The following is a 22,443-nucleotide window of genomic DNA, read 5'->3' as shown; positions in this document are numbered from 1 at the left end:
CGCTTTTTTATCGGAAACGCCTCCTCCTTTCGCACAGTTTTCGTAATTTCGTGCCGGAAAAACACGAATCTATGCAACCTCGCAGAGTCAATTTTCATACTTTGGGCTGCAAGCTCAATTTTTCGGAGTCCTCCACCCTCGCCCGTGAGTTCGAGCGCGGCGGCTTCGTCCGCGTGGCCCCTACGGCCGAAGCGGACATCTGCGTCATCAACAGCTGCTCGGTGACCGAGCACGCCGACAAGAAATGCCGCAACCTGATCCGCAAGCTCCACCGCCGCAACCCCGGGGCGATCATCGCCGTGACGGGGTGTTACGCGCAGCTGAAACCGCAGGAGATAGCCGCGATAGACGGCGTCGATATTGTGCTGAGTAATAACGATAAGGGCGAGTTATTCAAACGGGTGGTTGAACTGTCGGGAAAGGGGCGTGCGCAGGTGTACAGCTGCGACACCGATTCGCTCACGTCGTTCTTCGCGGCCTTTTCGAGCGGCGACCGCACGCGCGCCTTCCTCAAGGTGCAGGACGGGTGCGACTACTGCTGTTCCTACTGCACGATCCACTACGCCCGCGGTTCGAGCCGCAACATGCCCGTCGCCGACCTCGTGGACGAGGCGCGTCAGATCGCGGCGGCGGGTCAGAAGGAGATCGTACTGACGGGTGTCAACACGGGGGATTTCGGCCGCACGACGGGTGAGAAATTCATCGACCTGCTGCGGGCGCTGAACGAGGTCGAGGGGATCGGGCGCTACCGCATTTCGTCGATCGAACCGAATCTGCTAACCGACGAAATCATAGCCTTTTGCGCCGCGTCACCTAAATTCATGCATCACTTCCATATTCCGCTTCAGAGCGGTTCGGACCGGATACTCGGGCTGATGCGCCGCCGCTACACCACGGCGCGCTTCGCCGAGCGTATCGCGGCTGTCCGGCGGCTGATGCCCGACGCCTTTATCGGGATCGACGTGATCGTCGGGTTCCCGGGCGAGACCGATGCCGATTTCCGCACGACCTATGATTTTCTGGCGGGGTTGGAGCCCGCTTTCCTGCATATCTTTCCCTTTTCGGAGCGTCCCGGAACTCCGGCCGTCGATCTGCCCGGCAAGGTGCAGCCGTCGGTGGCTACGGCCCGCGTGGCCGAGCTGGAGGGCCTCTGCGACCGTCTGCACGGCGATTTCTGCGCCCGGGCCGTCGGAACGGAGGATACGGTACTCTTCGAAAGCACGCGCCGCGGAGGCATGATGTTCGGATTTACGGGCAACTACCGGCGGGTGAAAGCCCCCTACGACGCTGCGAAAGTCAACACCCTCTGCCGCGTGAAACTCGGTGCGATGGACGATTCTCACGACCTGATGGGGGAAATCCGGGATTAATCACTATATTTGCAGAATATAGGATGCGGTTTTGCCGATAAGTTAATTTTGAATGCTATGACAGGTATGCGCAAACGGGTGACGGTCGGGTTTCTGAGCATCGTCTGCCTGCTGTTTTTTTCGGGGATGGTCTCGTTTCTCGAACTGAGCCGCCTGAGCCGCGATACGGGGGAGATCCTCAAGGCCAACAAACGCAACATCGAACTGGCCAAGGAGATGCTCGACGCGGCCCACGAGCAGAACATTGCGTTCATCAGACTCTCGGTCTTCGGCGACCGGTCGTGCGACAGCCTTTGCCGCACCAGTATGGAGCGGCTCGAAAACACGCTGCTGGTGGCTCAGAGCGAGGCCCTCGAAAAATCGTTCCTCGATTCGCTGGCCTTCGCCACGACCGAACTGCGTCTGCTGACGGACAATTTCCTCGCTTTCGGAGGGGTCGGAAGCGCCGCTGCCCGGACGGCGGCTCCAGTGGACGCGAACTGCGCCGATTCGCTCGGCAGCAGGTGGTACAGCGACGAGTACCAGGTGCTCTACGGCCGCCTGACCGCCGCCATCAAAAGCTACATGACCTCGACGCAGAGTTCGCTGGTGCCGCGCGCCGAGCAGATGAAGAAGAACGCCTACCGGGCCGTTACGCCGGTGCTGATTTCGGTGGCTGTAATGATTGCTATCGTGCTGATGCTCTTCTACTTCATGTCGCTCTACTGTGTGACGCCCATCGAACGGATGAACAAGGGGCTGGGCGACTGGCTCGCGTTCCGCGTGCCGTTCGCCGTCAAGGGCGACTTCAAGGACGAAGTGCTGGAACTCAAAGAGAAGATAGAGACGCTCATAAACCTTTCCAAACAGAATAAAGTCTGACGCCATGCGGGTAGATGTGGTCTTACGGTATGTGGGAGTCGTGATGCTCTTCATTGCGACGTTCATGCTGCTTTCGGCGGGAATTTCCTACCTCAGCGGCGTGGATTCGGCATTCTATCCCCTGCTTCTCTCCTCGTTGCTCACGGCCCTGCTGGGCGCTTTTCCGCTGATTTTCGTCGAGAAGCGCGAGCAGATCACCAACAAGGAGGGCTTCTGCATCGTCGTGGGGGCGTGGCTCGTGGCCTGCGTCGTGTCGATGTTCCCCTACCTGATCTGGGGCGGGGAGTTCTCGCTGGTCAATGCGTGGTTCGAGAGCGTTTCGGGCCTCACGACCACCGGATCGACGATCCTGAACGATGTCGAGGCCCTGCCGCGCGGATTGCAGTTCTGGCGCATGTCCTCGACCTGGATCGGCGGTATGGGTGTGGTGATGTTCGCGCTGGTGATCCTGCCGTCGATGGGCCGCAGCAAGATGATGCTCTCCAACGTGGAGCTCTCGACGATGGCCAAGGACAACTACCGCTACCGGTCGCAGATCATCGTGCAGATTCTGCTGGTGGTCTACGTGGGGCTGACGATCCTTTCGACCGTGATGCTCAAAATGGCGGGCATGAACTGGTTCGACTCGCTGTGCCACGCCATGTCGGCCTGCGCCACGAGCGGATTTTCGACCAAGAACGCCAGCGTGGCCTATTTCAACAGCCCGATGATCGACACGATCCTGATCTTCACGATGGCCACGGCCGGTATCCATTTCGGACTGATCTACTCTACGGTGACCGGCAAGCGCAACAACATTTTCCGCTCGGAGGTGACGCGCTGGTACCTGGGGATGTTGCTGACCGGGGGTGTGCTGATCGCCGTGAGCCTCTATGCCGCGGACCTCTACCCCACGCTGACGGCGTCGTTCCGCTATGCGATGTTCCAGTTCGTGTCGGTGGTGACCACCACGGGATTCGCCACGGCCGACTCCAATACGTGGACCTCGTTCGCCGTCATTCTGCTGATCTTCGGGTCGATCGTCTGCTCCTGTGCGGGCTCCACGGCGGGAGGCATCAAGATCAACCGGCTGGTGCTGGCCGGGAAGATGATGCGCACGCGCCTGCGCCAGCAGCAACACCCCAACGCCGTCATACGCATCAAGCTCGACGGCGTGATCCAGGAGAACGAGGCGTTGCATTCGGTGATGATTTTCATCGTCACTTACCTGATGTTCATTCTCGCCGGCACGGTTTTCGGTACGATGCTCGGCGTCGATCTGACGACCAGCTTCTCGGGGGCTGTGGCTTCGATGGGCAACGTCGGACCCGGATTCGGAGAGGTCGGTTCGATGGACAACTTCTCGGCGATGCCCGCGGCGTTCAAGGTTTCCAACTCGCTGCTGATGCTGCTGGGGCGTCTGGAGATTTTCGGACTGATACAGATTTTTTTCATTAAATGGTGGAGATGACCCAAGCTATGTTTCGCAAGGTTTTCATATATGCGCTGGGCGCGGCTTTTCTGACTGCCGGTGCGCTGCATGCCCAGCAGCCGAAGGTGGAGGCCCGTATCGCCGGGCTGGAAGGCAACGCGGAGTACATGTCGCTGCTGCGTGAGGACGCGCAGTTGCAGCTGCGCGAGGATTCGATCGTGAACGCCGTGGAGCGCATGCGCCAGCGGTTGCGCGAGAACCCTTCGCGGCGTCAGGAGCTTTCGCAGGAGATTTTGCAGCAGGAGAGCCGGATTTTCGAGATCCGCAACGCCAAAGGGCGTCTGATCGACCGCATCAACACCATCGAACAGGAGTGGGTCCTGGCCAACCTGAACGGTGCGGCCCAGCAGCCTGCGGGACCCGCTGCGGCCGATCCTGCGGCGACGGTTCCCGATTCGCTGAAGGTCCGCAATCTGGTGGACAATCTCTACTTCCGCGAGCATCTCCCGGCCGGGGATTATGAGGCCCTGCGCAATGCCCAGCGGTTGGAAATGCGGGCCGTGGACTATGTCAACCGCTATTTCGCCAACCACGGGACGCTTTCCGAACTGGCCGAATCCTACGCCGCGGTGCAGACCGAGGCCGAAGCCATCGAGATATACGAACGCTACAAGACTTTGCAGGGGATGAACGGCGTGCTGGCCGACTCGCTGGCCGCGACGTGGAACTACATCTTCGACAACAAGAACTACGCTTACGGCTACCTGCTCGACAAGATGGGCAAGGAGGATATTCTCGCCCGCGAGGAGGAGGAGCTCTCGGAGGCTGCGCGGCAGTTGTCGGCGTTGCAGGGCGAGACGGCTTCGGACGCCGTGGCGGACTACCTGCTGCGCAAGCGGGTGATCGTCGATTATGAGGCTTCGGTGGCCGGCGTTTTGGGGCTGGACGCCGCGCGCGATTCGCTGAAAGGCGTGGCGGCGCAGCTGAAGGCGATCGACTACCGCCTGCCGCGGGTCGATGTCGCCGAGCGCTATTTCCTCGACTACGACAGCGTGGCTTTCTCTTCGACGCCGAAATACTCCTACCAGCATCCGATCCCCGAATGCAAGGTCTACGCCAACGGCACGATTTACCGCATCCTGCTGGGGACCTACAACACCAAACGCGCCGCGGCGACGTTCCGGGGGGCCTACCCGCTCTTCTATCTGGTGAACGACGCCGGCAAGTGGTGCTACTATACGGGTGGCTTCGCCACGCTGGACGAGGCCGAGGCGGCGCAGGCGCTGCTGAAAAAACGCGGCTTCGTGCGGCCCGAAATCGTGGTGTGGACCGACGGTGCGTATCGCAACCTGTCGCTCGAACCCGATTCGCAAAAGCTCCTCTACCGGGTCGAGATCACCGGGACCGACGCCCTTTCGGACGAGGTGAAGCAGGTGATCGCCGCCGCGGCCGGGGGCTATGAACTCTCCCGCGTGGGACAGCAGCTCTTCATCGTCGGGTCGTTCGACGACAGGGCCGTCGCCGACCGGCTGGCCGACGCCATACGGCAAACGGACGCCGCATTGGAAATAAAAGTCGCCGAGATCGCCGAATAACCGAAAAATTTCCCTATCTTTATTGCAATATTATACAGCCTTATGGAGATATTCTATATCGTACTGCTCGTTTTCTTCGGCCTGTTGTTTCTGGTGGCCGAACTCGTCCTGCTGCCCGGCGTGTCGATCGGCGCTCTGCTGGCGCTGGTCTGCTACGGAAGTTCGGTCTACCTCGCTTTCCGCGACTTCGGGACCGGGGCGGGGATTCTGGTCATCGTCATCATTCTGGCGCTGTCGCTCGTCGTCACGGTCATCTCCCTGCGGGCGAAGACATGGCAGCGTTTTTCGCTCAAACAGGAGATCCGCTCGTCGAGTACGCCCCTCCTGCCCTCCGAGGAGTTGCAGGTCGGCGACCGCGGCGTGACTCTCTCGCGCCTCTCGCCCATGGGCAAGGTCGAGATCGGCGGACGCACCTACGAGGCCAAGTCGCTCGGAACCTATGTCGATCCGCAGCGCGATGTCGAGGTCGTGGGCTTCGAGAATTTCAGCGTTATCGTCAAAACTATCAAATAACAACACTACACTATGGATTTACAGGCAGGAATGATCGTATTGATCGTCTTCGTGAGCCTCTTTGCGATCTGGCTCATCTTCTATTTCATCCCGGTGGGACTGTGGTTCTCGGCGCTGGTGTCGGGCGTGCGCATCAGCCTGCTGCAACTCGTCCTGATGCGTTGGCGCAAGGTGCCGCCCTCGGTGATCGTCTCCTCGATGATCGAGAGCACGAAAGCCGGCCTTTCGCTCAATCCCAACGAACTGGAAGCCCACTATCTCGCCGGCGGCAACGTTACGAACGTGGTGCATGCCCTCGTTTCGGCGCAGAAAGCCAATATCCTGCTGGATTTCAAGATGGCGACGGCCATCGACCTGGCGGGCCGCGACGTGTTCGAGGCCGTGCAGATGTCCGTGAATCCGAAGGTCATCAACACGCCTCCCGTGGCCGCCGTGGCCAAGGACGGCATCCAGCTGATCGCCAAGGCCCGCGTCACGGTGCGCGCCAACATCAAGCAGCTGGTCGGCGGAGCCGGTGAGGAGACCGTGCTGGCGCGCGTCGGCGAAGGCATCGTTTCGTCGATCGGTTCGGCGGCGTCGCACAAGATCGTGCTCGAAAATCCCGATTCGATTTCGCGCGTGGTGCTCGAAAAGGGCCTCGATGCCGGAACGGCATTCGAAATCCTCTCGATCGACATCGCCGACATCGACGTGGGCAAGAACATCGGCGCCCAGTTGCAGATGGATCAGGCGCAGGCCGACAAGAACATCGCCCAGGCGAAGGCCGAGGAGCGCCGCGCAATGGCCGTGGCCCTCGAACAGGAGAACAAGGCCAAGGCGCAGGACGCCCGCGCCAAGGTGATTCTGGCCGAGGCCGAAGTGCCGCTGGCCATGGCCGAAGCTTTCCGCAACGGCAATCTGGGTGTCATGGACTACTACAAGATGAAGAATATCATGGCCGACACGCAGATGCGCGAGACCATTGCGAAACCGGAGAAGAAATAACTCCGAGGGATTTGTTATCGGGGGTGCGCGTCGTGCGTGCCCTTTTTTGTGAAATATTCCGAACGCTATGAGAAAATACACTCTGATCCTTTGCTTCCTCCTCGCCGCGGCGACCGCCTCTGCGGCAAGGATCGACACCGTGGCGGTTTTCAGCGCGAAGATGCAGCGCGACATTCCGGCGCTGGTCGTGGTTCCCGACGCCGGTGCGGTGCGGCGCATGCCCGTCCTCTACCTGCTGCACGGTTACAGCGGCTCGTACATGACCTGGCAGCGCGATGTCACGGACCTGCGTCCGCTGGCCGACGCCTACGGCATGATCATCGCCTGCCCCGACGGCGAGAACAGCTGGTATTGGGACAGCCCCCTCGATCCTGCGTCGCAGTTCGAGACCTTCGTCTCGCAGGAGTTTCCCGACTGGATCGACGCGCACTACCCGACGATCCCCTCGCGCGAAGGGCGCGCCGTCACGGGCCTCAGCATGGGCGGTCACGGGGCCTTGTGGACCGCTCTGCGCCATAAGGACCGCTTCGGGGCCGCAGGTTCGACCTCCGGAGGCGTGGACATACGCCCTTTCCCCGATTCGTGGGAGATGAAAAAGCAGCTGGGCGAACTGAAAGAGAATCCCGAACGCTGGGATGCGCATACGGTCATCAATCAGATCGACGGGCTCCGCGACGGCGAACTGGCCCTCGTGATCGACTGCGGTTATCAGGATTTCTTCTATCGGGTGAATATGAATCTGCATGAGAAGCTGATGCAGCGCGGCGTGGGACACGATTTTCTGACGCGCCCCGGAGAACACAACTCCGCTTATTGGTCCAACTCGCTCCCCTATCAGGTGCTCTTTTTCCACCGCTATTTCCAGCGGCAGACACCTCGGAACTGAAATGAAGGAGAGAGCCTTGCGGGCTCTCTCTTCCGTTTCAGTAGACCTCTTCGGGAAGCGTCTCGCCGACGGGTTCCCCTTCGAGGTTGTCGCGCCACTTGATCGCGGCGTGCGTGCCGTCGCAATAGGGTTTGTTCGCCGACTGTCCGCAGCGGCAGACGACCACGCGGTTGCGGATCTCGTAGGTCTTGCCCGTCTCGCGCCGCAGGGCGATGCCGCCGCGAATCCACAGTCCGCCGCTGCTGCCGATGGTGACATCCTCGATCAGCCCGAGACTGGGCTCGAAGCGGAATTCGAAAGGCTTTCCCGAACTTTTGTCCCATGCCGTGAGCCGGCCGCCGGGACACATCGACGCTTCGCGGATCGCCATCCGGCGCGCTTCGGGGTCGGACGACTGCTCGGTGAGCGCCCATGCGTCGCCCGCCGGGTGACAGAAGCGCGCGAAAACGCAGTATTCGGGATTGTCGGTCATGTCGAGCGTGCCCCCTTCGATCACTTCGGCCTTGTCGAGCAGCGGCTCGGATTGCGCCGTGAGGGTCGGGTCCCATTTGGCTCTTTCGTGGCTTCCGTCGCAGTAGGGGTTGCGCTGCGACGCCCCGCAGCGGCATAGCGCCGTGGGTTCGGCTTCGGTCGAGAAGTGGCGCCCTTCCTGAAAATACCAGCTTTCGTTGTTCTCGTTGGGCATGATGAACTGCTCGGCCAGCGGCGGACGCCCGTAGACCAGATAGGGCCCTTTTTCGGTCACGGTGATGCTGAAACGTTCCCCGGCGGGGGAACTTCCCGTCTCGATTTTCAATTTCGACATACTATAATGCGTTTCTGGTTCGTTAGAGAACCGGTGGCAATAATTGTTCCCAAATGCAATTATTCGGGAGGTGCTTATGGGAATTGTCCCGCTTTTCGCTATTTTTGGCGCCGGGGTCGCAACGACCCTTCTGTTTATTGGTGGGTTTTACGAGAATTGCCCGCGATTCGGTTTTGCACCCGGCTGACTTTTTATTACCTTTGTAACGGATTTTGAAACTGAAATAAAGTAACGATGAATTATATGAAAAGATTCGCAGGGCTGGTTTGCGCCGTCGCGGCCATCGCATTTTTCGCTTCGTGCAGCAAGGACAAGGAGTCGGGCACTCTTTCGTTCGACTCTCCGGCGGTGTTCCTGTCGGCGGGCCAGACCGTAAAGGTGGGCTTCAAGGCTGTCAACCTCCAAAATCTCTCGGTGACCAACAAACCTACGGGCTGGGTCGAGCCGGCGATCGACCTCGCGGCACAGACCCTGACGATCACGGCTCCCGTATCTTTCGAAGACGACGAGGCGAAGACCGGTTCGCTGGTGCTGGCCGGTTCGCCCAAGGGCGGCTCGTCGGTTTCGGCGACGCTTTTCGTGGGGGTGGTCAACTCCGAGGATCTGAGCGGCAAGCCTGCCAACAGTTACATCGTCAGCAAACCCGAGACCAACTATCTGATCAGTTCCATGTTCCGGGGCGACCTTATGGCGGTGCTTCCGGCGTCGGTGGATGTCGTGTGGCAGAGCAAGTCGGGGCTGATTCAGTACGCGGAACTCCGGGAGGACGGCATGGTATCGTTCTACGTGGGGGCCGACAGCGACGATGAGAAAAAGATCAAGGAGGGCAACGCCGTGATCGGAGCCTACGGCGCCGGCGGCACGCTGATGTGGAGCTGGCACATTTGGGCCGTGAATTACGACCCCGAAGCATCGGCGGTCGATTTCAACGGTTTGAAGATGATGGACCGCAACCTCGGAGCGCTGGCCAACGACAATTCGACGGTTGAAAATATCCTCGCCTCCTACGGGCTTTATTATCAATGGGGCCGCAAGGACCCGTTCATCGGCCCGGCTTCGTACAACGCCGCCAACGGCGCGTCGGCCAGCATGTACAACGGCAGCGGCAGCCGCGTCTACATGAAGACCGAGACATCGAGTGCCGAATCCGGAACGATGGACTACGCCGTGCGGAACCCGCTGACGTTTATCACGGGCGTTTCCGGCTCGGAGTACGACTGGCTGTGGAGCGCTCATTCCGATGATCTGTGGGGCGACACCAAGACCGTCAACGACCCCTGTCCCTACGGCTGGCGCGTGGCTCCTTCGGTGGCTTTCGACAATTTGTTCGTCAAAAATACTCCCGAGGCGGGCGATGCCGACAAATACGGCTGGACGCTGGGCTGGAACGACTCCGAGTCGCTGTTTATCGGTGCGGGCCGACGCCGTTACGACAACAGTTCGATTCAGAACCTGTATGCCCCTGCTCCTGCCCGGACGCTCGGCGTGCGGAGCACGGCGGACGAGGCGCAGCCCTGGGAGGGCCTTTACTGGTCGGCCGATGCAGGGACCGGCACGCAGTCGTCGGCGCTGCATTTTTGGTTCGAGAAGAAAAGCACTTCCAAAGGCATTGAGAACAGAGTGCCCTATGCCCGTGCCAACGGCATGCCGGTGCGCTGCGTGAAAGCGGAGTAACGCAAACTTACGAAGAAACCCAACCGTCGGGCCGGCCGCACAGCCGGCCCGTTTTGTTTGGTATAACTGTTGCGGGGCGGGATGCTAAAATCCCAGGCCATGAAAATCAATACAGGAAAAGGCTCCGTATCGCTCGTCGTCCTGCTGGCAATCTGGTCCGTGTCGGCCATTGCCTCGCTGCCCGGACTGGCCATATCCCCCATTCTGGGCGATTTGAACAAGGTGTTTCCCAAGGTCACGGACCTCGAAATCCAGATGCTCACGTCGCTGCCATCGCTGTTGATAATCCCCTTCGTGCTGCTCTCGGGAAAGCTCTCCGAAGGCCGCGACAAACTCAAGATTCTGGTCGTCGGACTCTCGATCTTCTTCCTGAGCGGCGTGGCGTGCCTGTTTGCCCGCAGTATGACGTGGCTGATCGTCATCAGCTGCATCCTCGGCATCGGGGCCGGTATGGTCATTCCTCTTTCGACGGGTCTGGTCGTCGATTATTTCACGGGCGACTACCGCGTCCGGCAGCTGGGTTACAGCTCGGCGATCAACAATCTGACGCTCGTGATAGCCACCGTGGTCACGGGTTATCTGGCCGACGTTAACTGGCACCTGCCCTTTTTGGTCTACACCCTGCCGGGCATCTCGCTGGCGCTCTCTTTCTTCCTCAAACGGCAGCGTTCGGACCCCGAGCCCGAGCAGAGTATCCAGCTGCGCCACAAGCGTATTGACCGCGGCAAACTGGCGGGGCTGATGCTGTTCTATTTCTTTGTCACTTATGCCGTACTTGCCGTGGCGTTCTACGCCTCGTTCCTGATCGACGATTACAAGATCGACAGTTCCTTCTCGGGGGTGCTGATCTCGCTGTTTTTCCTGGCCATCATGCTTCCGGGGCTCTTCATCGACAAGATTATCGTCCGGTTGAAACAGAATGTCAACCTCGTATCGCTGGGACTGGTCTGCGCGGGGTTATTGTGCGTCGGGATTTTTCGCGGCAAGGCGATGCTCGTCGTCGGGGCCCTGCTCGCGGGATTCGGCTACGGGGTGATGCAGCCCGTCGTTTACGACAAGGCCGCCACCATCGCTCCGCCCCGGTCGGCGACCCTCGCGCTGTCGTTCGTCATGGCGATGAACTACCTGGCTGTGATGGTCTGCCCCTTTATCGTTGACCTTTTCCGGCACCTGTTCCACACCCATAGCGACCGTTTCCCGTTTTTCTTCAATGCCGCGTCGGTACTCGTCATGGTTATCGTAACCTGGCGCTACCGCGGGAATTTCACGCTCGGGCTCGACGAATCGTATTATAAAAGTTGACGAAAAGTTTCTTTTTGGACAAATCCAATTTGAAAAAGGCTTGCCCGCGGGACGTTTGGGCGGGGCGCAAACCCGATGAAACAGGAACTCCGGTACAGTAAAAACAAAAAAATGTAGCGTAAATATTTGCGGATTTCAGAAAAAACGGTATCTTTGCACTCGCAATAACCGGAATGGTGCGTTAGTTCAGCTGGTTAGAATACGTGCCTGTCACGCACGGGGTCAGGGGTTCGAGTCCCCTACGCACCGCAAGAAAGGGTATAAATCAAGCATTTGCAAGATTTGTATCCCTTTTTTGTATTCTAAATGTGCTGCTGAATCTTACTGCCGGAATCGGCGGGAAATCGGATATGAATTGCACTTCATCATCCTTGATTTTCAGGCTTCAAATTTAGTTGGCGAAGAATCATTATCGACCCGATATTTCCGCTTCTCATTTTTTATCGTTAATTTTGTTCTGAAAGGTCGCAACAGAATGCAATTCTTTATATTATTATGAACAAAATTTTACTCGCAGCCGTTTTGGCTGCAAGTGCCGTCATGTCCGGCTGCACCGAAAAACAGGACGCACATCCTTCCGTGAAAATCGTGCCGACGATCAAAACCCGCGTTTCGGGCCTCCATTTCGACGACGGGGATCAGATCGGGCTGACCATCCTCAAAGGGGAGCAGCCCTATGCCGAGAATCATCCCATGACCTACGAGGGTTCGGCCTTCTCGGGGTCGGGACTGCTGTGGTACGACGACTTGAACGAAACCTCTACGCTTACGGCCTATCATCCCTACTCTTCGGCGGGCGTGCCGGCGGAATTTACCGTGGCGGCGGACCAGACCGGCGGTTGCGCTTCGTCGGACTTGCTGGGAGCCGTGAAGCGCGACGTGAAACCCGGAAGCGCTCCGGTGGGCATGGTTTTCTACCACCTGATGTCGCAGCTTACCATTTTTCTGACGAATAACTCCGGCGCGACGGTCACTTCCGTTTCCGTGGGCGGGCTCGTGCCGACGGCGACCGTGGATCTGACTGTCCCGACGGCTGCGGCGAAGGCGGACGCCGCTGTCGCGGAGATCAGGGCTTTCAAGGAGGAGTCCGGCACTTCCTATCGCGTGATCTTGGTTCCCCAGCAGGCGGCGCTGACCGTCACGGTCGGAACATCCGACGGCAAGAGCCACAGCAAGACCGTCGCGTCGGCGCAGCTCGTCAGCGGCAAACAGTACGATATGTCGGTCACGTTGACTAAGATCGACATGTCGGTTTCGCTGAGCGGCGACATCAACGACTGGGGCGAGGGCGGTTCGCTCGACGGTGACGATGGCGGCGACGATACCGGCGGTGATACCGGAGAATTGACCTACGGGGGTGACACCTACCCTACGGCGACGATCGGCGGACAGGTGTGGATGGTCGAGAACCTGCGCTATAAGCCTGCGGGTGCGTCGGAAGGAAGGGATATGTGGCCCTCCGAGGACGGATTGTCCGCAGGGATGCTCTACAACTATGCGACGGCGACGGGCAGCGCCGTGACTGCCGGGGATGCGCCCGTGCAAGGCATCTGTCCCGCCGGATGGCATATTCCCACCGCTGCGGAACTCGAATCGATGGGTAAGAGCGCCGAACTTCCGGACGGTTTCCTCAGTTACGCCGGGTTTCATAAGGGGACGGACTATGGCGATAAGACCAAAGGCTATCTGCTTAGTTGCAGTCTTTTCGACGAAGGTCGGGTCTGCTGTCTTTTCTACTCGGGCGATTCGGCGCCTGCCGTTAAGGATATGCCGATCGGATATTATTTTCCGCTCCGCTGCGTGAAGGATTAAAAACGGCAGGTCCCGCTCCGAGAGCGGGACCTGCTTGTTTTCAGTCGCGGTTCAGGAAGAAGATCGGGATGTTGGCCAGGAAGACATCCTTGCCCGAGAGCTGCGACCGTTTTTCGATCAGCTCGCTCAGCAGAATGTCGCCGATCACGTAGTTGCTCTCCTCGCTCGTGAACTGCTCGTGGATCTTCGAGAAATTCAGGATCTTCTGCACCTCCGTCTCCTTGTAGCGGGCGTAGATTTTCAGCGTGATGTCCGTCGTGTAGTCGGGTTTCTCGATGTAGTTCATCTTCTTGTATTCGTAGCGGTAGTTGTTCAGCCGCGCCATGATGTCGCTCAGGATCGACGAGGCCGTGGGCAGGCTTCCCGCTCCTTTGCCGAACATGAACTGGCGGTCGTAGCACTCGCCGCGGATCACCACGCCGTTGTATTCGTCGTCCACGCTGTAAATGTACTTGGAGGGCGTCACGAACTCCGGCATGACGAACATCGTGAAGTGCCGGTCGCTCACCTTCACCACCTGGGCCACGAGTTTGATCTTCACGTTCTTTTCGCGGGCGTACCGGATGTCCGAATCGTGGATCGTCGAGATGCCGTAGGTGAAGATGCGGTCCGGGGCGACGTAGGTTCCCAGGGCGTGCACCGTGATGATAACCAGCTTGAACAGCGAATCGTAGCCCTCGATGTCGAACGAGGGGTCGCTCTCGGCGAAACCCAGCGCCTGCGCCTGCGCCAGTGCGTTGGCGTAGGAGTCCTTGTGGTCGAAAACGCGTGAGAGAATGTAGTTCGACGAGCCGTTCAGAATGCCCTTCACCTCCAACAGCAGGTCGTTGTCGTAGTACTCTTCGAGGTTGCGGATCACCGGAATCGAACCGCACGACGAGGCGTCGTAGAGCAGCGCCACGTTGCGCGTTTTCTGAATGTCGATCAGCTCCGGAAGGTTCCGGGCCAGCATCGTCTTGTTTCCCGACACGACCGGAATGCCCCGCAGCAGGGCCCGTTTCACGATGTCGTAGGCCGCCCGGGCGTCGTCGATGACCTCGACGACCAGATTGATGTTGGGGTTGTCGAGGATTTCATCGACCGAGGTGGTGAAAAGCGACGGGTCCGCTTCGGTCTTCCGCGGCTTTTTGGGATCGCGGACGCAGATCTTCACGATCTCGGCGTGGGCGTTCTTCGATTTGCGCACCACTTCGTAGATGCCCTGTCCGACGACGCCGAATCCGAACAGTCCGATTTTAATCTTGGTCATAAGCGTATAGGTTTGTTATCAGTTTTTGTTCCATTTTCCTCTTCGGACGGCTGTTGTCGCAGCGTTCCGCTGCGTTTGCAAATCCGACCCACCCCCAAACCCCCGCCCCAGGCGGGGGCTTATATGCCGCTTCGCGGCAAAGTGAGCGTTCTCGATCCGTGTGAGTTTATTGTGTTACGTGAAAACTTTCACCTTGCATGAAAGGGAGAAGTATCTCGTTCAGCTGTTCGTACTCCACGAGGAAGCCGTCGTGGCCGAACGGCGAGTCGATCTCGTGGTACGTGCTGCCGGGGATCATCGCGTGCAGGCGCCGCATCTCGGCCGGGGTGAAGATGATGTCGGTGGTGATGCCGACGACCAGCGTGCGGGCTTCGATGCCCGCCAGCGCCCGTTCCACGCCGCCCCGTCCGCGCCCTGCGTCGTGGGTGTCGAACGCATTGAGGATCGCGTAGTAGGAATAGGCGTTGTAGCGGCGGCAGAGCTTTTCGCCCTGATACTGCTGGTAGGTGCAGGCCCGGTGCACCGCGGGAGCCTCTTCGCGGTCTTGCTGGGTGAGGTTGTAGCCCTCGGGACCGCGGTAGCTCAGCAGGCCGATGGCCCGGGCTGTTGCAAGCCCTTTCATTCCGGCGTCGTCGCGCGGCTCCCCGAAGGTCGTGTCGGCCTCGATGGCCATGCGCTGCGTTTCGTCGATGGCGATGGTCCAGGGCGAGGCTTTGGCGTCGGTGGCGATCAGCGCCAGCCGCTCGATCCGTTTAGGTTCCGTGACGGCCCATTCCACGGCCTGAAACCCTCCGACCGAACTGCCCACGAGCGTTGCGATGCGCCCGATGCCGAGGGCTTCGGCCAGCAGCCGGTGCGCCCGGACGATGTCGCGGATGGTGAAGGGCGGAAAATCCCGGTACCAGGGCTTTCCCGTGGCGGGATTGACGTGCAGCGGGCCCGTCGTGCCGTAATGCGAACCGATGATGTTGGCGCAAACGACGAAATACCGCGCGGGGTCGAGAAAACGCCCCGCCTCGACCGTGTGGGGCCACCAGTCGGCGACGTTCGAATTGGCCGTCAGCGCGTGGCATACCCACACCACGTTGTCCTTCGCGGCGTTCATCGTGCCGTAGGTGTGGTAGGCGATCCGCAGTTCCGGCAGCGTGTGGCCCGTTTCCAGTTCGAAAGGTCCGGGGGCTATGTATATCTGCGGTTCCATCAGTCTATTTTGGAAAAAGCCTGTTCGAAATCCTCGATGATGTCGTCGGCATTCTCCAACCCGAGCGAGATGCGCAGCAGCGTGGGCGTTACGCCCGCCGCTGCGAGGTCGGCGTCGCTGAGCTGTTTATGGGTCGTGGATGCCGGATGGGTCACTACCGTGATCGAGTCGCCGATCATGACCATGTTGGCCGCCAGCCGGAGCGACTCGACGAAGCGAACGGTGCTTTCGAGCGTGCCTTTCAGCTCGACGTTGAAGACCGCCGAAGAGCCGAAGCGATAGTATTTGCGGGCGTTCTCGTGGCTCGGATGGGTGTCGAATCCCACGAAGCTCACACGCTCCACCTTGGGGTGGCAGCGGCAGTATTCGGCCAGTTTCCGCGCCGACTCCACCTCGTGCTTCACGCGCAGCGAAAGGGTTTCGAGGCCGATCAGCATCAGATAGGAGTCGAACGGCGAGGGTGCGCAGCCCATGTCGCGCAGTCCGTCCACGCGGCATTTCACGATGAACGCCGCCGGGCCGAATGCCTCGTGGAAATTCAGCCCGTGATACCCTTCCGAAGGGCCGTCGATCTGCGGGAATTTGCCGTTCGCCCAGTTGTAGTTGCCGCCGTCCACGATGACGCCGCCCAGCCCCGTGCCGTGGCCGTTGATCCACTTGGTCGCGGAGTCCACGACGATGTTCGCACCCCATTCGAAGGGGTTGCAGAGGTAGCCGGCGGCGCCGAACGTGTTGTCGATGACCAGCGGCACGTCGCGCCGCCGGGCCAGTTCGCCCAGCGCTTCGAGGTCGGGTACGGCGCAGGTCGGGTTGCCCATGCTCTCGGCGTAGAGCGCCTTGGTGCGTTCGTCGATCAGCGCCTCGAAATCCTCGGGACGTTCGCTGGAAGCGATGCGGCAGTCGATGCCGAGTTTGCGCAGCGTGATGCGGAACTGGTTGTAGGTGCCTCCGTAAAGGAACGGCGAGGCGACGATGTTGTCGCCCTCGGAGGCCAGCGAGAGCACCGTGACCAGGATGGCCGACATGCCCGACGACACGGCCAGCGCCCCCACTGCGCCGTACAAGGCGGCTATGCGCTGTTCGTAAGCCGTCGTGGTGGGGTTTTGCAGGCGGGTGTAGATGTTGCCCGCCTCGCTCAGGTCGAAGAGCCGGGCCGCGCGGTCGCAGCTTTTGAACCGGTAGGCCGCCGTGGGATAGATCGCCACGCCCCGGGCTCCGGTCGCTTCGTCGGGTTGCAGGCCCGCGTGGATTTGGAGGGTTTCGAATCGGTAGTTTTTCGCTTCCATAATTTGTTCATAAAAAAATCCGACCTCAGAGAAGCCGGATTGTATCTGTTCAGTGCATGATCGAGCTACACCCGGCGAGAACGGCTGCACATCATCATGTCCATCATCATACCGCGAAGCATTTCGCGGTCGTGGGATGCGTATGTTTTCCGTGCGTTCATTTCGCTTGCATAACTCTTATGGCGCAAATATATAAAAAATTTTCGAAACGGCCATTTTTCGGCGGAAATTTTATCGTCCGGACGAATGCGGGATTTTGCGGCCTCGGATGGGGGCTGTTGGGAACTTTGCATAATGCGATAAAAAACGATCCGCAGGTTTTGTCCTGCGGATCGTTCGTTCGCTGGCGTCCGGCTTTACCGGCGGTCGATCAGCTCGATGCCTTTCCGGGTGGCCGCTCCGCGGAGAATGGTGCGGCAGAAGAGGTAGAGCTCTTCCCGGACCGTGCCCGTCAGGCGCAGTTCGTAGAGCGTGTTCATCAGCCGGTCTGCGAATGCCGGAGCGTCGATCTCCGGAAGCAGCAGCTCTTCGTCGCGGCTGGCTTCGAGCCAGCGCGTGATCTCCCGGTGCCAGAATTCCCGGTGTTCGTCGTAATGTTCGGCGAAGATGATCTTGTGGCGGATGTCCGACAGGAAACGAGGGTCCACCGTGTACAGGTTGTCCATATACTCGTTGGCCAGCTTGAGCACCTTTTGCAGCGAATTGCCGCCGCGCCGTTTGCTGCAAGCGACGATGCGTTCCCGCTGCTGGTGGCTCATGTAGTCGAGACAGGCGCCTACCAGATCGTTCTTGTCGGCGAACATTTCGTAGAGGGTGCGCTTCGAGATACCCAGCGTCTGCGCGATCTCATCGACCCGGACGGCACGGATGCCGTTCCGGGCGATGAGTTCCCGCGTGATGCGGATGATCTCCTCTTTGGTCGCTCCCCGTTTCATTATTTTTCCTCCGTGATGTCACGGCCTCCGCCGAGAGCCTGGTAAAGGTTCACGATGCCCTGGATCTCGTCGAACCGGTCGGAAATCTGCGACAAACGGGCCGACAGCAGCGACTGCTGTGCGGTCAGCACTTCGAGGTAGGTGGTCGAACCGTGCTGCATCAGCAGTTCGGTCGATTCCACGGCGCGCTCCATCGCGGCGATCTGGCGGGCCCGGAGGTCCGTCTTCGCGCGGGCCGACTGGCTCTGCACGAGAGCGTTGTTGACCTCGGCGCCGGCGTTGAGCAACGCCTGCTGGAACGCCAGCAGCGATTCCTCCTGCTGTGCCTTGGCGATCTTCACGCGGGCGCGGTTGGCGTTGGCGTTGAAGATCGGTTGCAGGAGCGATCCTGCGGCACTCCAGAGCAGTTTGCCGGGATTGACGATCCCTGCGCCGCTGCTGTTGGTCCAGCCCAGCGAGCCGCTCAGCGTGATCGACGGATAGAGAGCCGAACGGGCACTCGCCGTGGCGTAGTAGGACTGCATCAGCGAGTATTCGGCCGAACGGATGTCGGGGCGGTTCGAAAGCATTTGCAGGGGCACGCCGACCGTCAGGTCATCGGGCAGCTGCTGATTGTCGAGACTGCCGCGGCCGATGGTGTGCGGGGCCTCGCCCAGCAGCGAGCAGAGCGAATTCTCGATCTGCGTGCGCTGGTATGCGATGTCGTGCAACGACGCCTCGATCGAAAGCGTGTTGCCTTCGTACTGGGCCACGCCGGCTTCGTTGGTCATGCCGGCATCCTTCATAGCGCGCATCGTCTCGACGCTCTGACGCCATTTGGCGGCCGTCTCCTCTGTCACGGCATACTGGCTGTCGAGCATCAGCAGCGTGTAGTAGAGATTCGCCACGCTCGAAATGAGCTGGGTCTTCACCGCCTGCTCGTACTCCTTGCTTTGGAGATAGAGCGCCTTGGCTTTGCGCTTGGCGTTCGTCAGGCCGTTGAAGATGTCGATCTGCCAACTGGCCGTCACGGGAATGCTGTACGTCTTCGTCGGCGTTGCACCGTCGAAGCTGCTCAGACTGCCCTGCGGAGCGAAGTTGAACGACGGCAGGTAAGCCAGGCGTGCCGATTTGAGTGTCGCTTCGGCCTCCTTCACGCGCCAGCCTGCCGATTGCAGGTCGGTGTTGTTTTCCAGCGCCAGCGCGATCAGCGCCTGCAACTGGGGATCGGTGAACATCTCCTGCCAGCGGATGTCGCCCAGGGTCGTCGTGTCGGCGGTCTCCGCCGTGCCGTAGAGCCCTGCGGTGTTCACCTCGGGGCGGGTGTAGGGTTTATAGATGCCGCAGCCGGTCAGCGCCGCCGCAGCGCATATTATCAGGATCTTTTTCATGGGTTACTCCTCCTCTTTCTCGTTTTTACACTCTTCCAGCTCTGCGCGTACGGCCCATTGGGGATCGGGGTCGAATTCCAGGGGTTTGACCTTCTCCTGCAACGTCTGGAAGACGATGAACAGCGTCGGTACGAGGAACAGCAGCGCCAGCGTTCCGACGATCATACCGCCGATGACACCCGCACCGAGGGTCGAGTTACCGTTGGCACCTACGCCGTGCGAGAGTACCAGCGGGATCATACCGAACACACAGGTGAGGACGGTCATCAGAATAGGACGCAGACGTGCCTTGGCAGCCGATACGGCGGCCTGCGTGAGGCTCATGCCTGCGGCGCGGCGGTCGGCGGCGTACTCGGTGATCAGAATGGCCGTCTTCGACAGCAGACCGATCAGCATGATGATACCCGTTTGGAGGTAGATGTTGTTTTCCAGACCCATCATCTTGGCCAGCAGGAACGAACCCATCAGACCGCACGGTACCGACAGAATGACGGCGAACGGAATGAGGAAGCTCTCGTACAGGGCGCTCAGGATGAGGTAGATCAGCAGGATGCAGATACCGAAGATGATAACGGTGTTGCTGCCCGTCTGCGCCTCCTCGCGCGTGATGCCGTCGAACTCGTAGCCGTAGCCCTTGGGCAGAACCTGTGCGGCGACCTCCTCAATGGCTTTGATGGCGTCGCCTGACGAATAGCCGTCGGCGGCCGTACCGTTCACGGCGATCGAACTGTACATGTTGAAGCGGTTCAGCACTTCGGAGCTGTATACGCGCTTCAGGGTCACGAACTGGCTCAGGGGAGCCATCTCGCCGCTGTTCGAGCGCACGAAGACGTTGTTCAGCGACTCGGTGTCGAGACGGTATTTCGGGTCGGCCTGCATCGTCACGTAGTACATCTTTGAGAAGCGGTTGATGTTCGAAACGTACTGGCCGCCGTAGTAGCCCGCCAGCGTCGAGAGGATCGAAGTCGGCGATATGCCGGCACGCTTGGCCTTCGCAGCGTCGATGTCCACCATGTACTGCGGGAAGTTGATGTTGAAGGTCGAGTATGCGCGGGCGATCTCCGGACGCTGGTTCAGCGCGCCGATGAATTGCAGATAGACGTTATAGAAGTCGCTCAGCTCGCCGCCGGCCTTGTCCTGAAGGTTCATGGAGAAACCGGTCGAGGTACCGTAACCCGAGATCATCGGCGGTGCCACGGCGAAGATCTGTGCGTCCTTGATGTCGGCGGTGCGTCCGTAGATCTGACCGATCACGGCGTTCACGTCGTCCTCCTTGTTCGGACGCTCGTCCCAGTCTTTGAGCTTGATGATGGCCATACCGTACGACGATCCCTGTCCGGCGATCATACCGTAACCGGCCACCTGCATGTAGTCGCGGATCTGCGGAATGCCGTTGATACGTGCCGAAACCTGCTCCATGACCTTGTGGGTCTCGGCGAGCGAGGAACCGGGGGCCGTGGTGACGTTGACCATGATCGTACCCTGGTCCTCGTCGGGAACCAGACCCGTCTTGGTGGAGTTCATCAGCAGCACCAGCGCTGCGAAAGCCAGGCCGAGCGTTGACCACATCAGCCACTTGTGCTTGATGAAGAGCAGTACGCCGTGCTTGTATTTGCCGATCAGTACGCTGAACGCCGTGTTGAAAGCCTTGCGGAAGCGTGCCGCGAAGTTGTCGCGCATCTCGCCGTTTTCGTCGAGATAGGGTTTCAGGATCATGGCGCAGAGGGCCGGCGAGAGCGTAAGTGCGTTGATGGCCGAGATACCTACGGCCACGGCCATCGTGATACCGAACTGCGTGTAGAACACACCCGACGTTCCGCCCATCATGGCGACGGGGATAAACACGGCCATGAAGACCAGCGTTGAGGTTACGATAGCCGACGTGATGCCCGACATGGCATCGACGGTGGCCATGAAAGAGGACTTATATCCCACGTCGAAACGTGCCTGGACAGCCTCCACCACGATAATGGCGTCATCGACGACCGTACCGATCGCAAGAACCAGCGCGAAGAGGGTCAGCAGGTTGATCGAGAATCCGGCGAATGCGAGGAAGCCGAACGTACCGATCAGCGACACGAGGATCGAGGCGGTCGGGATGAGCGTCGAGCGGATGTCCTGCAAGAAGACGTATACTACCAGAATCACGAGGAGAATAGCCTCGAAGAGGGTCTTGACCACCTCTTTCATCGAGGCGTAGAGGAAGTCGTTCACACTTTGCAGGTGTGCGATGGCGACGCCTTTCGGCAGTTCGGCCTGCACTTCGTCCAGCAGCGCGTTGACATCGTTCACGACCTGCGTGGCATTCGAACCGGCCGTCTGGAAGATCATCGTGCTGACGCCCGGATGGCCGTTGGTGTAGCCTTTGTAGGCATAGGATTCGCTGCCCAGCTCGATGTCGGCGATGTCTTTCAGGCGCAGGATCGTGCCGTCGGATTTCGCCAGGATCACGATCTCACCGAACTCTTCGGGCGTCTGGTGACGCCCGCGGTATTTCATCGTGTATTGGAACGTGTTCTGCGAGTTCTCGCCCAGCGTACCGGTCGCCGACTCGATGTTCTGCTCGGCAAGCGCGGCCGTCACGTCCGACGGAATGAGCTTGTACTGGGCCATGATGTCGGGTTTCAGCCAGACGCGCATCGAGTAGTCGGCGCCGAGGGTGAATACCTCGCCGACGCCGTGGATACGCTGGATACGCGGCTCGATGTTGATCTTCGAGTAGTTCGCCAGGAAGAATTCGTCGTAGGAGTCGTCGGGGCTGTACAGCGAGAAGATCTTCACCATGGAGGTCTGGCGCTTCATGGTCATGATACCGATCTGCGTGACCTCGGAGGGCAGCTGGCCGGTGGCGCGCGACACCTTGTTCTGTACGTTGACGGCCGCCATGTCGGCGTTGATGCCCTGACGGAAATAGACCGTTACGGAGGCGCTGCCGACGGCTGCGCTCGAAGTCATGTAGGTCATGTCCTCCACGCCGTTGATGGCCTGTTCGAGCGGTACGATGACCGACTTCTGGATCGTCTCGGCGCTGGCGCCCGGATACGAGGCGCGCACCATGACCGTCGGGGGAGCGATGTCCGGATACTGCTCGACGGGCAGCGTCGCAAGGCCGATGATACCGGCGATTACGATTACGATTGATATGACCGACGCCAGTACGGGTCGTTCGATAAAATGTTTGAGTGTCAT

Annotated in this window: 17 protein-coding genes and 1 tRNA gene; 11 read left to right on the top strand and 7 right to left on the bottom strand. The window is 59.8% G+C overall.

The features are described 5' to 3' along the window. Positions 1 to 71 precede the first annotated feature (71 nt). From mtaB to WMO46_RS12485, 7 genes are all read left to right on the top strand, one after another. A complete protein-coding gene (gene mtaB, locus WMO46_RS12515; RefSeq protein ID WP_349094444.1) occupies positions 72 to 1,370 on the top strand; it encodes a tRNA (N(6)-L-threonylcarbamoyladenosine(37)-C(2))-methylthiotransferase MtaB in 1,299 nt (432 codons plus the stop codon). A gap of 57 nt (positions 1,371 to 1,427) precedes the next feature. Then, complete coding sequence (locus WMO46_RS12510; protein WP_349094443.1) at positions 1,428 to 2,231, top strand: hypothetical protein; 804 nt, start codon at positions 1,428 to 1,430, stop codon at positions 2,229 to 2,231. Positions 2,232 to 2,235: 4 nt separating this feature from the next. Beyond that, entirely contained in the window at positions 2,236 to 3,681 is a 1,446-nt protein-coding gene (locus WMO46_RS12505) for a TrkH family potassium uptake protein (protein WP_026076399.1), read from the top strand. 8 nt (positions 3,682 to 3,689) lie between these two features. Then, complete coding sequence (locus tag WMO46_RS12500) at positions 3,690 to 5,237, top strand: SPOR domain-containing protein (protein ID WP_349094467.1); 1,548 nt, start codon at positions 3,690 to 3,692, stop codon at positions 5,235 to 5,237. Between the two features lie 42 nt (positions 5,238 to 5,279). Beyond that, complete coding sequence (locus WMO46_RS12495; RefSeq protein ID WP_019150165.1) at positions 5,280 to 5,750, top strand: NfeD family protein; 471 nt, start codon at positions 5,280 to 5,282, stop codon at positions 5,748 to 5,750. A gap of 12 nt (positions 5,751 to 5,762) precedes the next feature. Beyond that, a complete protein-coding gene (gene floA, locus WMO46_RS12490; protein ID WP_165357726.1) occupies positions 5,763 to 6,734 on the top strand; it encodes a flotillin-like protein FloA in 972 nt (323 codons plus the stop codon). A 67-nt stretch (positions 6,735 to 6,801) separates the two neighbouring features. Further along, positions 6,802 to 7,620, top strand: coding sequence for an alpha/beta hydrolase (locus WMO46_RS12485; protein WP_276759665.1), 819 nt, complete (start codon positions 6,802 to 6,804; stop codon positions 7,618 to 7,620). Positions 7,621 to 7,657: 37 nt separating this feature from the next. On the opposite strand, the gene WMO46_RS12480 is transcribed toward WMO46_RS12485, so the two are convergent. After that, entirely contained in the window at positions 7,658 to 8,425 is a 768-nt protein-coding gene (locus tag WMO46_RS12480) for a CDGSH iron-sulfur domain-containing protein (RefSeq protein WP_195497757.1), read from the bottom strand. Positions 8,426 to 8,668: 243 nt separating this feature from the next. Here WMO46_RS12480 and WMO46_RS12475 point away from each other — a divergent pair, with 243 nt between their 5' ends. The 4 genes from WMO46_RS12475 to WMO46_RS12460 all read left to right on the top strand — a co-directional run bounded on the left by WMO46_RS12475 (position 8,669) and on the right by WMO46_RS12460 (position 13,213). Then, positions 8,669 to 10,099 carry a hypothetical protein gene (locus WMO46_RS12475; RefSeq protein WP_349094442.1) on the top strand — a complete coding sequence of 477 codons (1,431 nt, stop codon included), beginning with the start codon at positions 8,669 to 8,671 and terminating at the stop codon, positions 10,097 to 10,099. A gap of 99 nt (positions 10,100 to 10,198) precedes the next feature. After that, the gene (locus tag WMO46_RS12470) at positions 10,199 to 11,401 is read left to right on the top strand and encodes an MFS transporter (protein WP_349094441.1); all 1,203 of its coding nucleotides are present in this window, start codon (positions 10,199 to 10,201) and stop codon (positions 11,399 to 11,401) included. A 175-nt stretch (positions 11,402 to 11,576) separates the two neighbouring features. Beyond that, a tRNA-Asp gene (locus WMO46_RS12465) sits at positions 11,577 to 11,650 on the top strand. 246 nt (positions 11,651 to 11,896) lie between these two features. Further along, positions 11,897 to 13,213 (top strand): fimbrillin family protein, encoded by a 1,317-nt coding sequence (locus WMO46_RS12460; RefSeq protein ID WP_349094440.1) that lies wholly within the window; start codon positions 11,897 to 11,899, stop codon positions 13,211 to 13,213. A gap of 40 nt (positions 13,214 to 13,253) precedes the next feature. Here WMO46_RS12460 and WMO46_RS12455 read toward each other — a convergent pair whose 3' ends face one another. The 6 genes from WMO46_RS12455 to WMO46_RS12430 form a co-directional block, all read right to left on the bottom strand. Next, complete coding sequence (locus WMO46_RS12455) at positions 13,254 to 14,462, bottom strand: homoserine dehydrogenase (RefSeq protein WP_349094439.1); 1,209 nt, start codon at positions 14,460 to 14,462, stop codon at positions 13,254 to 13,256. Between the two features lie 166 nt (positions 14,463 to 14,628). Then, the gene (locus WMO46_RS12450) at positions 14,629 to 15,663 is read right to left on the bottom strand and encodes a homoserine O-acetyltransferase family protein (RefSeq protein WP_276759658.1); all 1,035 of its coding nucleotides are present in this window, start codon (positions 15,661 to 15,663) and stop codon (positions 14,629 to 14,631) included. Further along, positions 15,663 to 16,949 carry an O-acetylhomoserine aminocarboxypropyltransferase/cysteine synthase family protein gene (locus tag WMO46_RS12445; protein WP_129649966.1) on the bottom strand — a complete coding sequence of 429 codons (1,287 nt, stop codon included), beginning with the start codon at positions 16,947 to 16,949 and terminating at the stop codon, positions 15,663 to 15,665. Before WMO46_RS12445 ends, WMO46_RS12450 begins: the two co-directional genes overlap by 1 nt. A 356-nt stretch (positions 16,950 to 17,305) precedes the next feature. Next, the gene (locus WMO46_RS12440) at positions 17,306 to 17,884 is read right to left on the bottom strand and encodes a TetR/AcrR family transcriptional regulator (RefSeq protein ID WP_019150175.1); all 579 of its coding nucleotides are present in this window, start codon (positions 17,882 to 17,884) and stop codon (positions 17,306 to 17,308) included. After that, entirely contained in the window at positions 17,884 to 19,254 is a 1,371-nt protein-coding gene (locus tag WMO46_RS12435; protein ID WP_129649962.1) for an efflux transporter outer membrane subunit, read from the bottom strand. The genes WMO46_RS12440 and WMO46_RS12435 overlap by 1 nt, the downstream gene beginning before the upstream one ends. 3 nt (positions 19,255 to 19,257) lie before the next feature. Continuing rightward, a complete protein-coding gene (locus WMO46_RS12430) occupies positions 19,258 to 22,443 on the bottom strand; it encodes an efflux RND transporter permease subunit (protein WP_349094438.1) in 3,186 nt (1,061 codons plus the stop codon).

Origin of the sequence: Alistipes intestinihominis (assembly GCF_040095975.1) — a bacterium.
GTDB lineage: Bacteria > Bacteroidota > Bacteroidia > Bacteroidales > Rikenellaceae > Alistipes > Alistipes senegalensis.
Note: the sequence above shows the minus strand (reverse complement) of the source record. Positions and strands in the feature narration are given on the sequence as shown.

What these genes read in the sequence shown, in the direction of transcription:
- mtaB (WP_349094444.1), top strand. Translation starts at nt 72, where the DNA reads ATGCAACCTCGCAGAGTCAATTTTCATACTTTGGGCTGCAAGCTCAAT.
- WMO46_RS12510 (WP_349094443.1), top strand. Translation starts at nt 1,428, where the DNA reads ATGACAGGTATGCGCAAACGGGTGACGGTCGGGTTTCTGAGCATCGTC.
- WMO46_RS12505 (WP_026076399.1), top strand. Translation starts at nt 2,236, where the DNA reads ATGCGGGTAGATGTGGTCTTACGGTATGTGGGAGTCGTGATGCTCTTC.
- WMO46_RS12500 (WP_349094467.1), top strand. Translation starts at nt 3,690, where the DNA reads ATGTTTCGCAAGGTTTTCATATATGCGCTGGGCGCGGCTTTTCTGACT.
- WMO46_RS12495 (WP_019150165.1), top strand. Translation starts at nt 5,280, where the DNA reads ATGGAGATATTCTATATCGTACTGCTCGTTTTCTTCGGCCTGTTGTTT.
- floA (WP_165357726.1), top strand. Translation starts at nt 5,763, where the DNA reads ATGGATTTACAGGCAGGAATGATCGTATTGATCGTCTTCGTGAGCCTC.
- WMO46_RS12485 (WP_276759665.1), top strand. Translation starts at nt 6,802, where the DNA reads ATGAGAAAATACACTCTGATCCTTTGCTTCCTCCTCGCCGCGGCGACC.
- WMO46_RS12480 (WP_195497757.1), bottom strand. Translation starts at nt 8,425, where the DNA reads ATGTCGAAATTGAAAATCGAGACGGGAAGTTCCCCCGCCGGGGAACGT.
- WMO46_RS12475 (WP_349094442.1), top strand. Translation starts at nt 8,669, where the DNA reads ATGAAAAGATTCGCAGGGCTGGTTTGCGCCGTCGCGGCCATCGCATTT.
- WMO46_RS12470 (WP_349094441.1), top strand. Translation starts at nt 10,199, where the DNA reads ATGAAAATCAATACAGGAAAAGGCTCCGTATCGCTCGTCGTCCTGCTG.
- WMO46_RS12460 (WP_349094440.1), top strand. Translation starts at nt 11,897, where the DNA reads ATGAACAAAATTTTACTCGCAGCCGTTTTGGCTGCAAGTGCCGTCATG.
- WMO46_RS12455 (WP_349094439.1), bottom strand. Translation starts at nt 14,462, where the DNA reads ATGACCAAGATTAAAATCGGACTGTTCGGATTCGGCGTCGTCGGACAG.
- WMO46_RS12450 (WP_276759658.1), bottom strand. Translation starts at nt 15,663, where the DNA reads ATGGAACCGCAGATATACATAGCCCCCGGACCTTTCGAACTGGAAACG.
- WMO46_RS12445 (WP_129649966.1), bottom strand. Translation starts at nt 16,949, where the DNA reads ATGGAAGCGAAAAACTACCGATTCGAAACCCTCCAAATCCACGCGGGC.
- WMO46_RS12440 (WP_019150175.1), bottom strand. Translation starts at nt 17,884, where the DNA reads ATGAAACGGGGAGCGACCAAAGAGGAGATCATCCGCATCACGCGGGAA.
- WMO46_RS12435 (WP_129649962.1), bottom strand. Translation starts at nt 19,254, where the DNA reads ATGAAAAAGATCCTGATAATATGCGCTGCGGCGGCGCTGACCGGCTGC.
- WMO46_RS12430 (WP_349094438.1), bottom strand. Translation starts at nt 22,443, where the DNA reads ATGACACTCAAACATTTTATCGAACGACCCGTACTGGCGTCGGTCATA.